At 65.2% G+C, this 12,602-nt stretch carries 15 protein-coding genes; 5 read left to right on the forward strand and 10 right to left on the reverse strand.

Translation table 11 applies throughout. The features are described from left to right. Position 1 precedes the first annotated feature (1 nt). Positions 2-637 carry a LabA-like NYN domain-containing protein gene (locus tag ACM9LZ_RS01045; protein ID WP_416617476.1) on the forward strand — a complete coding sequence of 212 codons (636 nt, stop codon included), beginning with the start codon at positions 2-4 and terminating at the stop codon, positions 635-637. A 202-nt stretch (positions 638-839) separates the two neighbouring features. Here the strand turns inward: ACM9LZ_RS01045 and ACM9LZ_RS01050 are convergent, their stop codons facing one another. The 4 genes from ACM9LZ_RS01050 to ACM9LZ_RS01065 all read right to left on the reverse strand — a co-directional run bounded on the left by ACM9LZ_RS01050 (position 840) and on the right by ACM9LZ_RS01065 (position 2,940). Beyond that, complete coding sequence (locus ACM9LZ_RS01050; RefSeq protein WP_416617477.1) at positions 840-1,040, reverse strand: YdcH family protein; 201 nt, start codon at positions 1,038-1,040, stop codon at positions 840-842. Between the two features lie 109 nt (positions 1,041-1,149). Beyond that, positions 1,150-1,725 (reverse strand): FKBP-type peptidyl-prolyl cis-trans isomerase, encoded by a 576-nt coding sequence (locus ACM9LZ_RS01055; RefSeq protein ID WP_416617478.1) that lies wholly within the window; start codon positions 1,723-1,725, stop codon positions 1,150-1,152. A gap of 76 nt (positions 1,726-1,801) precedes the next feature. Beyond that, on the reverse strand, positions 1,802-2,293 hold the full coding sequence (locus tag ACM9LZ_RS01060; RefSeq protein ID WP_416617479.1) for an FKBP-type peptidyl-prolyl cis-trans isomerase: 492 nt from the start codon (positions 2,291-2,293) through the stop codon (positions 1,802-1,804). Next, complete coding sequence (locus tag ACM9LZ_RS01065; RefSeq protein WP_416617480.1) at positions 2,290-2,940, reverse strand: hypothetical protein; 651 nt, start codon at positions 2,938-2,940, stop codon at positions 2,290-2,292. Before ACM9LZ_RS01065 ends, ACM9LZ_RS01060 begins: the two co-directional genes overlap by 4 nt. A gap of 178 nt (positions 2,941-3,118) precedes the next feature. Between ACM9LZ_RS01065 and ACM9LZ_RS01070 the strand changes: the two genes are divergently transcribed. The 3 genes from ACM9LZ_RS01070 (at position 3,119) to ACM9LZ_RS01080 (ending at position 6,311) form a co-directional block, all read left to right on the forward strand. Beyond that, positions 3,119-4,795, forward strand: a complete 1,677-nt coding sequence (locus ACM9LZ_RS01070; RefSeq protein WP_416617481.1) for an NAD+ synthase — start codon at positions 3,119-3,121, stop codon at positions 4,793-4,795. Between the two features lie 226 nt (positions 4,796-5,021). Then, positions 5,022-5,405, forward strand: coding sequence for a chemotaxis response regulator CheY (locus ACM9LZ_RS01075; protein WP_416617482.1), 384 nt, complete (start codon positions 5,022-5,024; stop codon positions 5,403-5,405). Positions 5,406-5,411: 6 nt separating this feature from the next. Then, a complete protein-coding gene (locus tag ACM9LZ_RS01080) occupies positions 5,412-6,311 on the forward strand; it encodes a protein phosphatase CheZ (protein WP_416617483.1) in 900 nt (299 codons plus the stop codon). Positions 6,312-6,358: 47 nt separating this feature from the next. Here ACM9LZ_RS01080 and ACM9LZ_RS01085 read toward each other — a convergent pair whose 3' ends face one another. Further along, entirely contained in the window at positions 6,359-7,051 is a 693-nt protein-coding gene (locus ACM9LZ_RS01085; RefSeq protein ID WP_416617484.1) for a helix-turn-helix transcriptional regulator, read from the reverse strand. A gap of 97 nt (positions 7,052-7,148) precedes the next feature. Here ACM9LZ_RS01085 and ACM9LZ_RS01090 point away from each other — a divergent pair, with 97 nt between their 5' ends. Continuing rightward, on the forward strand, positions 7,149-7,829 hold the full coding sequence (locus tag ACM9LZ_RS01090) for a glutathione S-transferase family protein (RefSeq protein ID WP_416617485.1): 681 nt from the start codon (positions 7,149-7,151) through the stop codon (positions 7,827-7,829). A 129-nt stretch (positions 7,830-7,958) separates the two neighbouring features. Here ACM9LZ_RS01090 and mltG read toward each other — a convergent pair whose 3' ends face one another. The 5 genes from mltG to fabD all read right to left on the reverse strand — a co-directional run bounded on the left by mltG (position 7,959) and on the right by fabD (position 12,530). Beyond that, positions 7,959-8,969, reverse strand: coding sequence for an endolytic transglycosylase MltG (mltG, locus tag ACM9LZ_RS01095; RefSeq protein ID WP_416617486.1), 1,011 nt, complete (start codon positions 8,967-8,969; stop codon positions 7,959-7,961). A 7-nt stretch (positions 8,970-8,976) separates the two neighbouring features. Beyond that, a complete protein-coding gene (gene fabF / locus ACM9LZ_RS01100) occupies positions 8,977-10,242 on the reverse strand; it encodes a beta-ketoacyl-ACP synthase II (RefSeq protein ID WP_416617487.1) in 1,266 nt (421 codons plus the stop codon). Between the two features lie 140 nt (positions 10,243-10,382). Next, a complete protein-coding gene (locus tag ACM9LZ_RS01105; RefSeq protein WP_416617488.1) occupies positions 10,383-10,616 on the reverse strand; it encodes an acyl carrier protein in 234 nt (77 codons plus the stop codon). Positions 10,617-10,827: 211 nt separating this feature from the next. Beyond that, positions 10,828-11,568: a 3-oxoacyl-[acyl-carrier-protein] reductase gene (gene fabG, locus ACM9LZ_RS01110; RefSeq protein ID WP_416617489.1), complete on the reverse strand. Its 741-nt coding sequence runs from the start codon at positions 11,566-11,568 to the stop codon at positions 10,828-10,830. A 26-nt stretch (positions 11,569-11,594) separates the two neighbouring features. Next, the gene (gene fabD / locus ACM9LZ_RS01115; protein WP_416617490.1) at positions 11,595-12,530 is read right to left on the reverse strand and encodes an ACP S-malonyltransferase; all 936 of its coding nucleotides are present in this window, start codon (positions 12,528-12,530) and stop codon (positions 11,595-11,597) included. Positions 12,531-12,602 lie beyond the last annotated feature (72 nt).

The raw sequence follows: 12,602 nt of genomic DNA on the forward strand, positions 1-12,602 counted from the left end.
AATGGCACGAAAGATATTTTATCAACAGGAACGGCTGGCCATGTTCATTGATGGGGCCAACCTTTACGCCGCCGCCCGATCCCTGGGATTCGATATTGATTACAAGCGTCTTTTGGAGTTGTTTGCAGCAGAAGGCCGGTTGATCCGCGCTTTTTATTATACGGCACTGGTCGAAGATCAGGAATATTCGCCGATCCGTCCGCTGGTCGACTGGCTGGACTATAACGGCTACACGATGGTCACGAAGCCGACCAAGGAATTCACCGACGCATCGGGCCGGCGCAAGATCAAAGGCAACATGGATATCGAACTCGCCATCGACGTGATGGAGATGGCGGACCATGTCGACCACATCCTGCTGTTCTCCGGCGATGGCGACTTCCGTCGCCTTGTGGAAGCGGTGCAGCGCAAGGGCGTGCGCGTGACCGTGATCAGCACCGTTCGTTCGGCCCCGCCCATGGTCGCGGACGAACTGCGGCGTCAGGCCGACAATTTCCTGGAATTGCAGGACCTTGCCCCCAGCATCCAGCGCAGCCACAGCGGTCGTTACCAGCAGCCCCCGCTGGCGCATGACCATACCGGCCATGACGACCAGAATGTCCAGCCCGAGCAGATGCACGAAGAACCCGGAGAGTAAAGCGCACCCCCGGCGGGCACATCCCGCCGGGGGTATCTTGCGCGCCGGGTTGCGAACCGCCAAGCATTGAGCGATCGGATACAGACGCGCTACGCGCGGCATTCCGGAGGTCACGGTCTTTTCATGCAAAACCCCGGTGATCGGATACCGATCACCGGGGTTTTGCATGAACGCAGCAGCAGAAACCGCGCCGCAATCGCTTCTACGCGATGATATCGGGTACAAGCTGGCTTTCCAGCCGGGCGATCATGTCCTTCAGCAGCAATTTGCGCTTTTTCAGGCGTTGAATCTGGAGTTGATCGACGGGCAACTGCTCCGTCAGCCGCTGGATGACATCATCCATGTCGCGATGCTCTGTTTTCAGAGTCGCGAGTTTCTCCTTCAACATCAATTGGTCGGTCATCGGGTTCCGCGTCGCACAGCTTGTCGCAGGCGCTCCAACGCCCGGGCGCATCCATACCACAAAACGTGCCCCGCATGGGGCACGCATTTTTCAGGGGCGCGGGGTCGCATCAACGAACGGTGCCGGGCTTGGCCAGCAGGTTTGTATTGTTCGGCTTCCGGATGCCGAGCAGTTCAATGGTGAACAGCAGCGTCGCATTGGGCGGGATGCCGCCATCGGGCTGGCCGCGGGCGCCGTAGCCCAGATTGCCGGGAATGGCCAGTTCCCACTGTTCGCCCACGCGCATCATGGGCAACGCCTCCTGCCAGCCGCGGACGACGCGCCCCAGCGGCAGGCTGGCCGGCCGCCCACGGGCATAGGAACTGTCGAATTCCTTGCCGTCGATCAGAACGCCCCGGTAATGCACGGTCACCTCGTCCGACAGGGTGGGACGCAGGGCATTGCCGTCCGCCGCGCGGATGACGCGGTATTGCAGACCGCTGGGGGTCACGCGCCAGCCGGGCTTCTTCAGATTGTCGGAAAGATACTGGGTTTGCGGATCGATGCGCGGCATGGACAGCACGTCCTCCACCGAACCGCCGGCCGGCGGCGGCACCGGCCCGGTCGCCTGCGCCAGGGCTGCCGGGGCAGCCAAGGCCAGCGCCAGGGCGAACAGGGACGCCAGGGTCACGGAACGATCGGTCATGTCAGGACTCCGCATCAGGCAACGAACTGCTAGCGGGTTAGCACGGATGGCGCCCCGGGTCACCCCCTCCGGGCCATCAAAGCTCGCTCGACAGTTTCAAGCGTGTCACCGACAGCAGTTCGATGGTGAAGAAAAGGTTGGAACCGGCCGGCACCTTGCCGCTGGCCGATACCGCAGCGCCATAGCCTGCGCTGGCAGGCACCGCCAGTTCCCAGACATCGCCCGGCCGCATCAGCGGCAGCACCTGCTTCCAGCCGGCGATCACCCGCGTCAATTGCAGGGCGGCGGGCCGGCCCTGGGCGCGCGTATCCTCGAAGACCGTGCCATCCTCCAGGCGCCCCTGGTAATGCATCCGGGCCGTGTCGATCAGACGCGGCGGCACGCCCGCGGCGGGGCCGGATTTGACGATGCGGTACAGGGTCGGCCCCTGCGGCACCGCCCGCCATCCCCCCTGGCCCGAAAGCCGGTCCAGGAATGCCTGCTCCGCCGGCGTCAGGGCACGCGCCGGGGCCACTTGCAGCAACGGCAGGACCATAAGGCCCAGCAGGTGACGGCGCCGCATGATCATGGCGTGGCACTTCCCTTCCGCTCGTCCTGGAACGCCGGGGGCACGCGCCCTTCCGGCGGGTCCAGCGTCATCATGATCAGATCGCCCGGCACCTCGAACAGGGCCGGGTCCTGCGGACCACGCCGGATCTCCGACAATTGCATGGAGATGGCGGCGACACCGCCATCCCCGGTCCGCCCGTCCAGCTTCACATAGATGCCGTCAGGCGTCGCCCACACCCGGCCGTCGAAGCCACCGCCATCGGGCGTCATGTCCTGGACACGGTAACGGGTGACCTTCTCCCCCGCCACGGTCTCCGTTCCCTCCGGTTCTCCCGAAAGCCGGGCGAGAATGCTGGGGACGATACCCACTTCCGGATCAGTCAGGGACAGTTTCATGGCCATGCGGCTTTCGGGCTGGATCACCACGGCCTCGTCCAGGTCGGGCCGCACGATCAGCAGGTTGTTCATGCCATCCACCCGGCTTTCACGCCGCTCCCTCCCCTTGTCATGGAACAGCCGCGCCGACAGCGCCACCCCGTCGACCTGCAGATCCTGGCTGGCGGAGAAGGCCGCCATCGGGGCGGGCAGCGGATCGGCCCCTGCCGGCAGCACAACCGCCAGACACGTCACCAGGGCCGTCAGCAGCATGGACGAAAGGGATGGCATGATGGGCCTCCAGCCTGTTTCATCGAAAATAGCCGGCCAGCACCCGGCGGGGCAAGCCGGAGCAAGCAGGGCGGCCATGCCGTCCCCCGCCGCAGCCGGGCTTGACCCCTTATGCTCAACAAGAGAATAAGGAAGCCGACCGGCCCCGCCGCCGGCCATGCCGCAGGACGAAGATGACATGACCGATCAATTGACCATCGCGCTGGCCCAGATCAACCCCACGGTCGGCATGCTGGATGACAATGCCGCCCTGATCCGCGCCGCGCGGGCGGACGCGGCGGCGGCGGGCGCGGACCTGGTCGTCTTTCCCGAACTGTCGGTCTGCGGCTATCCACCCGAAGATCTGGTGCTGAAGCCGTTCTTCCTGGACAAGGTGGAAGAGACGGTGCGCGGCTTGGCGGCACAGACGGCGGATGGCGGTCCGGCCCTGCTGGTCGGCGCGCCCTGGCGCGTGGATGGCAAGCGTCACAATGCCGCGCTGCTGCTGGATGGCGGCGTCATCGCGGCCGTGCGGCTGAAGCATGACCTGCCCAATTACGGTCCGTTCGACGAAAAGCGGGTATTCGCCGCCGGCCCCCTGCCCGGCCCTGTGAATTTCCGCGGCGTGCGGCTGGGCGTGCTGGTCTGCGAGGATATGTGGACCCCGGACGTCGCCGAGACCCTGGCCGAAACCGGGGCCGAGATTCTGGTCGTCCCCAATGGCAGCCCGTTCGAGATCGACAAGGTCAACCGCCGTCTGGACCTGGCCGTGGCAAGGGTAGTGGAAACGGGACTGCCGCTGATCTATCTTAATCAGGTGGGCGGCCAGGATGAACTGGTGTTCGACGGTGCCTCCTTCGTGCTGAACGCCGACCGGTCGCTGGTGGCCCAGCTCCCGGCCTTCGCGCCGGCCCTTGGCCTCACCCGGTGGGTCCGCACGGAAGAAGGCTGGAAGGGCTCATCGCCCGACATGACGCCGCCGCCCGACGCGCTGGGTGCCATCTATGGCGCCATGGTGCTGGGCCTGCGCGACTATGTGCGCAAGAACCGCTTCCCCGGCGTGATCCTGGGCATGTCCGGCGGCATCGACTCGGCCATCTCCGCCGCCGTCGCCGTCGATGCACTGGGACCGGCGCAGGTGCATTGCGTCATGATGCCCAGCCCCTATACCAGCCAGGAAAGCCTTGACGACGCCGCGGAATGCGCCGGGCTGCTCGGCTGCCGCATCGACACCATCTCCATCCAGCCTGCGATGGCGGCATTCGCCACCATGCTGGCACCGGCCTTCGCCGGCCGGCAACCCGACATCACGGAGGAGAACCTGCAAAGCCGGTCACGCGGCGTGACGCTGATGGCACTCTCCAACAAGTTCGGCGGCATGGTTCTTTCCACAGGCAACAAGTCGGAAATGTCGGTGGGCTATGCCACGCTCTATGGCGACATGTGCGGCGGCTATTCCGTGTTGAAGGACGTGTACAAGACAACCGTCTACCGCCTTTCGCACTGGCGAAACGGCAACCGGCCGGAAGGCGCCCTGGGGCCGGCGGGCCGGGTCATTCCCGAGCGTATCATCACCAAGGCCCCCACGGCGGAATTGAAACCCGACCAGAAGGACCAGGACACGCTGCCGGAATACGAGGTGCTGGACGATATCCTGGAATGCCTGGTCGAGCGCGACCTGTCACTGGCGGAAATCGTGGCCCGCGGGCACGATGCCGCCACGGTCAACCGCGTGTGGCGGATGCTCGACCGCGCCGAATACAAGCGGCGGCAGGCCCCGCCGGGCGTGAAGATCACCTCCCGCAGCTTCGGGCGCGACCGCCGCTATCCCATCACCAGCGGGCTTCTTTCGCTGTTGCGCAGTGCAGAGGGATAGAAAGTCGGAAAAGTTGCGCCCCGGCCCGCCCGCCACGGCTTGACAAGCCACGGGGCGCCAACCAAAGTGCGGGCCAGTAGCCATGCTCGACCATTCCCGATTGGCTTGCCTTTGCCTATCGGGTAGTTTTGGAAGAGTTACCGGCCTGGACGGGGTAATATGCCCGAAATGTCCGGCTTTTTAGACATTGTCTTTTGGTGCAACACGTTCAGGTGGGGGTTCCGCAGTGTCCTTGAACATTCAGGTGCTGGTTGTCGACGATTACGCGACGATGCGGCGTATCATCAGGAACCTGCTCACCCAGATCGGGTTCACGAAGATCGAGGAAGCCGCCGATGGCGCCGAAGCCTTGGCCAAGTTGCGCGCCGCACCCTTCGGTCTGGTGATTTCTGACTGGAACATGGAGCCGATGACCGGCCTGCAGCTTCTGAAGGAAGTGCGCGCCGACGTGCGCCTGAAGGCCACGCCCTTCATCATGGTCACCGCCGAGTCGAAGACGGAAAACGTCATCGCGGCCAAGGAAGCCGGCGTGAACAACTATATCGTCAAGCCGTTCAACGCGGACACGCTGAAGAAAAAGATCGAGAGCGTCCTGGGCGCGCTGGGTTGATCGGCCGTGTCTGAACCGATCTTCGATCTGTCCGACCAAGATTACGACGAGATCGAGGACGCGCTCATGTCGAGTCCGCGCGGGCGTGCCTTCCTGCGTGCGCGGGACAGGCGCAACCGCGTGGTGGCGGTGGATGATGTCCGCCGCCTGATCCGTGAACATCGCGACCATCCGGAGATCGATCCCCGGTCCCACATCAAGGTTCTGCGGCGCGAGCTGCAGGACCTGTCGTCGCATATCGCGGAAACCCGGCGGGAAATCGCCGCATTGAAGCCGGATGACCCCTCCGCCGATCGCATCATGCGCGCGACGGAGGAACTGGACGCCATCCTGCAATCCACCGAGCATGCGACCACGGAAATCCTGAACGGATCGGAACGTATCCAGTCGGTTGCCGACCGGCTGCGCAAGGACCATCCCGATCTGGCCCAGATCCTCGATAACGAGGTGACGGAGATCATGACGGCCTGCTCGTTCCAGGACATCACGGGCCAGCGCATGACCAAGGTGGTGAACACCCTGCGCTATATCGAACGGCGCGTGCATGCGATGATCCAGATCTGGGGGCTGGAGGGGCTGGACGCCGAGGAAATGGCCGCGGCCCTGGCCGATGAACCCAAGGACACCCGCCCGGATGCCCACCTGATGCATGGCCCGCCGCTGCGCGGTGCCATCAATCAGGATGCGGTGGACATGCTGCTGGCCGGTGCCGCCGCCGTAAGGGCCGAAGGGGGCGATCCGCTGGCCCCGCAGCCTGTGGCATCGACGGAGCCGGCGCCGTCCCCCACCCCGCCACCGCCGCCCAAACCCGCCCCAGCGGCAAGAAAGCCGGTGGATGATGAGGATGATGGCGGCATGGGCACAGCGGCCCTGTCGCAATCTGCCGTGGACGACCTCTTTCCATGAGAGCGGTTTTCGGTTGGCCGGAAACAGCTCTCATGGAAAGGGGAGCATCATTCTTCGGCACTCTGCTGCCAGCTCCGTCTCCATCGCGCCCGTAGGGCCGGGGTCCGCTCGGGATAGCGTTCACCCGTGAATTCGGCTCGAACGACCCGGTCTGTGCGGAAATGGCGAAAATCCCGCCGCATTTCACACCAGGCCGCCAGCGTCCGGGCATTGTCGAAGTAAACGATCAGCACCGGCCATATGGTGCGCACCGTCTCCCGGCCCTGCTCATCCCGATAGGTCAGATGCAGCCTGTGCCCGGCATGGATGGCGGCCCGCAGGGCAACCATGTCGATGCTGTCCTCCACGGCACGCAGGCGCGGCGGGGCCACACCGGCCGGCCGCTGCACCACGGGGCGCAGGTCCTCCGGCACCGATGCCTCGATCTTGGCCATCAGATCGGCGGCGGCACGGACCAGCACGGGATCGCCCTGCCGCGCCACCCATTGCGCGCCCAGCATCGCCACTTCAATCTCATCGGGTGTCAGCATCAGGGGCGGCATGTCGAAGCCGCCTTCCAGCATATAGCCGATGCCAGCCTCCCCACGGATCGGCACCCGCTGCCCGATCAGGGTGGCGATATCGCGGTAAATGGAACGCCTCGATATTTCCAGTTCCGTCGCAATGATTTCAGCCGTCACCGGACGGGACGCCCGCCGCAGGATTTGAATGATCTGGAACAACCGGTCGGCGCGACGCATCACCTATCCCCCTGTTTGCAACGCTGCTGACAGTAGGGTGGCAACAGGCAGGGTGTAAACGATACCCGTCAACTGCGATGCCGTGACGGGACAGACGATGATCAAGCTGCATGCCCCCGCTCCCACCCCGGGCCTTGCGGAGCCCGACCCCGTTCTTCTGAAGGTTGAAGTGCAACTGCGCATGGCCGGTCTGGCCTATGAAAGGCTGGTGGGGGGGCCGGACACACCACCCGGGCACAGGCTGCCATTCATAGAGGATGACGGGGAAATCGTGGCCGGCAGCACCCTGATCCGCGACCATGTGGAACGCACCTATGGCATCGACCTGGACAAGGGGCTGTCTGTGCGGGAGAGGGCAAACGCCTGGTCCATCGAACGGATGCTGGAAGATCATCTCGGCCGGTTGATGGCGTATGCGCCCCGGTCGCCGGACATCAATGCCAACACCAAGGGCGTGCGCGGCCCCCTCGCAGCCAATATGCCCACCCATGACGCAGCCCCGCAGGACGGAGCCGAACGGCTGGAACAGGCCGGCCGTTCGCTTTCAGCCCTTTCCGTGCTGCTGGGCGACCATCCCTTCATGATGGGGTTCTATCCCACAGGCGTCGATGCCATCACCTTCGCCATGCTGGCCTGCCTCTCCGCACGGCCATCCGATACACCGCTACACCAGATGGTCGAGGCCCATGGCGCATTCGGCCCCTATGTGCGGCGCATGGCGGCCCGGTTCTGCTCCGACTCTGTCTGGTGGTGGGGCGAACGATCCATTGCCGCCTGAACCGGTGATGGACGGTCTTTACACCGCGCTGCCGGCACCCGCCCGCCGCCGGGATGCCGGGGCTGATACCCTTTCCCGCCGTCAAGGCGAACGGCTGTGGCAAACGCCTGCAACCGTAGCCCGATCACCTCAACCGCCGTCCCGCACCCGCCGCCAGTTCACGACATTGCGATTATGCTGTTCCAGCGTCTCCGCAAAGGCATGGCCACCCGTGCCGTCGGCCACGAAATAGAGATACTTGTGGCTTTCCGGCTGCAGAACGGCCCGCAGCGACAGCAGGCCGGGATTGGCGATGGGGCCGGGGGGCAATCCATCGACCATATAGGTGTTGTAGGGCGATTCCAGTCGCCAGTCGGCCCGGGTCAGGTCACGGTCGATCTGCCCGCGGGCGTCCGACAGGGCATAGATGATGGTCGGGTCCGATTGCAGCCGCATGCCCAGCCGCAGGCGATTGATGAACACACCCGCCACACGTGGCCGCTCTGCCGCCACGCCGGTTTCCTTCTCCACGATGGATGCCAGGATCACGGCCTCTGCCGGTGTTTTCAGGGGCAGGTCGGGCGCCCGTTCGGCCCAGAGCCGTTCCAGAACCTGAGTCATATCCGCACCCATGCGAGCCAGAACCGCTGAACGCGCATCGTCGCGCAGGAAATGATAGGTCTCCGGCAACAAGGTGCCGTCGGCCGGAATCGTCGTCACCTCCCCGGCCATGGCGGGCTGGGCCTTCAGCAGTTCCACGATCTGCCAGCTTGTCAGGCCCTCCGGCACCGTCACGCGATGGATGACGGTCTTGCCGCTGATGACCAGGTCGATGGCCTGTTCCAGGCTGATCCCCGCCGCAAAACGATATTCCCCGGCGCGCAGGCGGGCACCATCGCCCCGCAGCCGGACGGCGACCAGCATGTCCCATTCGTGCCGGGTCACGCCGCCATCGGCCAAAGTGCGGGCAATCCCCTGCACACCGGTGCCGCGCGGGATGATCAGCACCGTATCGGTCGCCAGTGGTCCCGGTCCGGCATATCGCTGCCAGCCGATCCATGCCGCCGCGGCCCCCGCCGCGACCAGACCCAAAAACAGCGCCGCTGTCAGCCAGAGCCAACGGCGGCGCTGTTTGGTCGTGTTTTCCGGCTGCCCGCTCACGCGCAGATCAGGACACAGCCTTGAAGACCAGCGAAGCGTTGGTGCCGCCAAAGCCGAAGCTGTTGGACAGGGCGGCGCGCACCTTGCGCTCCCTGGCCTGCTTCGGCACCAGATCGGCACCCTCCGTCCCCTCATCGGGGTTTTCCAGGTTCAAGGTGGGCGGCACGATCTGGTCGCGGATGGACAGGACCGAATAGATCGCCTCCACAGCGCCGGCTGCACCCAGCAGATGGCCGATGGCCGACTTGGTCGATGACATGGAAGCGCCGGCCAGATCACCGCCGAACAGGCGCTTCACGGCGCCCAGTTCGATCAGGTCGCCCAGCGGGGTGGAGGTGCCGTGGGCATTGATGTAGTCCACATCACCCGGGTTCAGGCCGGCCCGCTTCATGGCCATGCGCATGGACCGGAAGCCGCCATTGCCATCCTCCGACGGGGAGGTGATGTGGTAGGCATCGCCGGAAAGGCCATAGCCGACAACTTCGGCATAGATCTTGGCACCGCGCGCCTTGGCGTGCTCCAGTTCCTCCAGCACGACAACGCCGGCGCCCTCGCCCATGACGAAGCCATCGCGACCCTTGTCGTAAGGGCGGCTGGCCTGTTCGGGCGTATCGTTGAAGCCCGTGGACAGCGCGCGGGCCGCGGCGAAGCCGGCGATACCCAGGCGGCTGCAGGCGCCCTCCGCCCCACCCGCGATCATCACGTCGGCATCATCCAGCGCGATCATGCGCGCGGCGTCGCCGATGGAATGGGCCCCCGTGGAGCAGGCGGTCACCACGGCGTGGTTCGGACCCTTGTAGCCGTGATTGATGGAAATATGGCCCGACGCCAGATTGATCAGGCAGGACGGGATGAAGAAGGGCGAGACGCGGCGCGGCCCCTTCTCGGCCAGCACCAGCGATGTCTCGTAGATGCCGGGCAGACCGCCGATGCCGGAGCCCACGGAAACGCCCGTGCGCTCGAATTCCTCGTCGTTGGATGGCTTCCAGCCGCTGTCCTTGATGGCTTCATCGGCCGCCGCGATGGCGAACATGATGAAGTCGTCCATCTTCTTCTGTTCCTTGGGCGGAATGAAGAGATCGAGGTTCAGCGTTCCATCGCTGCCATCGCCACGCGGCACCTGGCCCGCGATCTTGCAGGGAAGATCGGAGACGTCGAAGCCCTGGATGGTACGGATGCCGGACTGACCCTTGATCAGGCGGTCCCAGTTGGTTTGCACCCCAACCCCGAGCGGGGTCACGAGACCAAGACCGGTGATGACGACGCGGCGCATGTATCCGACCTGCAAAAGTGGAAACGGAAAGGGGCATCGGCCAGCGACCGGCCCAACAGGAAATGGGGATCGGCAATCGGCATTGCCAGACCCGGGGACGGCGGCAAGCCGGCCCCGGGCCCATCACCCACCCTTGGAAATCAGCTCTTGGAGCTGATGAAGTCGATGGCGTCCTTGACGGTCAGGATCTTCTCGGCGGCGTCGTCCGGAATCTCGATGCCGAACTCTTCCTCGAACGCCATGACCAGTTCGACGGTGTCCAGGCTGTCAGCGCCCAGATCGTCGATGAAGCTGGCGGTATCGGTGACCTTGGCCTCTTCGACGCCCAGGTGCTCGACAACGATCTTCTTCACGCGTTCAGCAACATCGCTCATTTATTTGACCTTTCAGGATCTTCCGGTGGGACCAGCCCAGGGCTGGTTGTTTAGGGCTCTTGCGGGGTCCAGAACAAGCGGATTCCTTGGCCCGGCCCCCGCGATGCCGGTCAGGAAAGCGTCGTCACTTAACATGAACCGCGCGCCCTGACCAGCACTCAGCAAGCATCGACGCCGGCGACCCCGCACAAGGGGGCGCGCTGGGCCTGCATCAGATCATGGCCATGCCGCCATTCACATGCAGCGTCTGACCCGTGACATAGGCCGCCTCGTTGGAAGCCAGATAGAGGACGGCGGCGGCAATATCGTCGGGCGTGCCCAGTCGGCCGGCGGGAATGCGGCTGTTCATCGCCTCCTTCTGCGCGTCGTTCAGAACGTCGGTCATGGCCGTGGCAATCATGCCGGGCGCCACGGCGTTCACCGTGATGCCCCGCGTCGCCACCTCCTGGGCCAGCGCCTTCGACATGCCGATCATGCCGGCCTTGCTGGCCGCATAATTGACCTGTCCGGGATTGCCCGTGACACCCACGACGGAGGTAATGCCGATGATACGGCCCCAGCGGCGCTTCATCATGCCCTTCACGGCGGCGCGCGCCAGACGGAAACCGGCCGTCAGGTTGACATTGATGACACTGTCCCAATCCTCGTCCTTCATGCGCAGGATCAGGCCATCGCGCGTCAGGCCGGCATTGTTGACCAGGATGTCCACCGTGCCGCCCAGCGCGGCCTCGGCCTTCTTGAAGAGATCCTCCACCTGTGCCGGATCGGACAGGTTGGCGGGGACGACGACAGCGCGCTCGCCCAGGTCGGCGGCCAGCGCTTCCAGCGCTTCCACCTTCGTGCCGTGCAGCGCGACCTTCGCACCTCTGGCATGCAGCGTGCGGGCGATGGCGGCGCCGATGCCGCCCGATGCACCCGTGACGAGGGCCGTCTTGCCGGACAGGTCGAACATGGTAACCTCCCAAAAAAGAAAGCGGATCAGCCCAGGGTGAACGCATCGATATCGGCGGGCCCGCCGATGGAACTGGCCACCAGTTCCTTGTCGATCCGCTTGGCCAGGCCTGCCAGCACCTTGCCGGCCCCCAGCTCCACCAGTTCGGTCACACCCTGCCCTTTCATATAGAGCACGCTTTCCCGCCAGCGGACGGCGCCGGTCACCTGCTCCACCAGCAGGCGGCGGATCATGTCCGGGTCCGTCACGGCAGTGGCCGTGACATTGGCGACCAGCGGGGCCGCCGGCGACCGGATGACGGTGCCGGCCAGCGCCGCGGCCATGGCGTCGGCTGCCGGCTGCATCAGGGGACAATGGAAGGGGGCGGACACGGGAAGCAGCATGGCGCGCTTGAACCCGCGCTCGGCCGCGATCCTGATGGCGCGCTCCACCGCCTCCTTATGCCCGGAGACGACCACCTGGCCAGGGGCGTTGTCATTGGCCGCCGTGCAGACCTGGCCCTGCGCCGCTTCCGCCGCGATCTCGCGTGCGGCTTCCAGATCGGCGCCAAGGATGGCCGCCATGGCGCCCATGCCGACAGGAACCGCCTTCTGCATGGACTGGCCACGCAGCTTCAGCAGGCGCGCGGTGTCGGAAAGGCTGATGGCGCCAGCCGCGCACAGCGCGGAATATTCACCCAGGCTGTGGCCGGCCACGAAGGCGGCCCCCGACAGGTCCAGTCCCTTCTCGGCCTGAAGCACACGAGTCACGGCGACCGAAACCGCCATCAGGGCCGGCTGGGCGTTCTCCGTCAGGGTCAGTTCATCACCCGGCCCCTCGAACATCAGGGCGGAGAGCTTCTGGCCCAGGGCCTCATCCACTTCGGCGAAGGTGTCGCGTGCTATGGCGAACCGCTCGGCCAGTTCGCGGCCCATGCCGACGGCCTGGCTGCCCTGGCCGGGAAAGACGAAAGCGCGGGTCATGGTGGTTCCTGCAATATGTCCGGTGCGGCCTTGATACAGCGACGGGTGGCCCTGTCAAGTCACCGTGCCCGC

Source organism: Niveispirillum fermenti (genome assembly GCF_048066175.1).
Lineage (GTDB): Bacteria > Pseudomonadota > Alphaproteobacteria > Azospirillales > Azospirillaceae > Niveispirillum > Niveispirillum fermenti.

What these genes read in the sequence shown, in the direction of transcription:
- ACM9LZ_RS01045 (WP_416617476.1), top strand. Translation starts at nt 2, where the DNA reads ATGGCACGAAAGATATTTTATCAACAGGAACGGCTGGCCATGTTCATT.
- ACM9LZ_RS01050 (WP_416617477.1), bottom strand. Translation starts at nt 1,040, where the DNA reads ATGACCGACCAATTGATGTTGAAGGAGAAACTCGCGACTCTGAAAACA.
- ACM9LZ_RS01055 (WP_416617478.1), bottom strand. Translation starts at nt 1,725, where the DNA reads ATGACCGATCGTTCCGTGACCCTGGCGTCCCTGTTCGCCCTGGCGCTG.
- ACM9LZ_RS01060 (WP_416617479.1), bottom strand. Translation starts at nt 2,293, where the DNA reads ATGATCATGCGGCGCCGTCACCTGCTGGGCCTTATGGTCCTGCCGTTG.
- ACM9LZ_RS01065 (WP_416617480.1), bottom strand. Translation starts at nt 2,940, where the DNA reads ATGCCATCCCTTTCGTCCATGCTGCTGACGGCCCTGGTGACGTGTCTG.
- ACM9LZ_RS01070 (WP_416617481.1), top strand. Translation starts at nt 3,119, where the DNA reads ATGACCGATCAATTGACCATCGCGCTGGCCCAGATCAACCCCACGGTC.
- ACM9LZ_RS01085 (WP_416617484.1), bottom strand. Translation starts at nt 7,051, where the DNA reads ATGCGTCGCGCCGACCGGTTGTTCCAGATCATTCAAATCCTGCGGCGG.
- ACM9LZ_RS01090 (WP_416617485.1), top strand. Translation starts at nt 7,149, where the DNA reads ATGATCAAGCTGCATGCCCCCGCTCCCACCCCGGGCCTTGCGGAGCCC.
- fabF (WP_416617487.1), bottom strand. Translation starts at nt 10,242, where the DNA reads ATGCGCCGCGTCGTCATCACCGGTCTTGGTCTCGTGACCCCGCTCGGG.
- ACM9LZ_RS01105 (WP_416617488.1), bottom strand. Translation starts at nt 10,616, where the DNA reads ATGAGCGATGTTGCTGAACGCGTGAAGAAGATCGTTGTCGAGCACCTG.
- fabG (WP_416617489.1), bottom strand. Translation starts at nt 11,568, where the DNA reads ATGTTCGACCTGTCCGGCAAGACGGCCCTCGTCACGGGTGCATCGGGC.
- fabD (WP_416617490.1), bottom strand. Translation starts at nt 12,530, where the DNA reads ATGACCCGCGCTTTCGTCTTTCCCGGCCAGGGCAGCCAGGCCGTCGGC.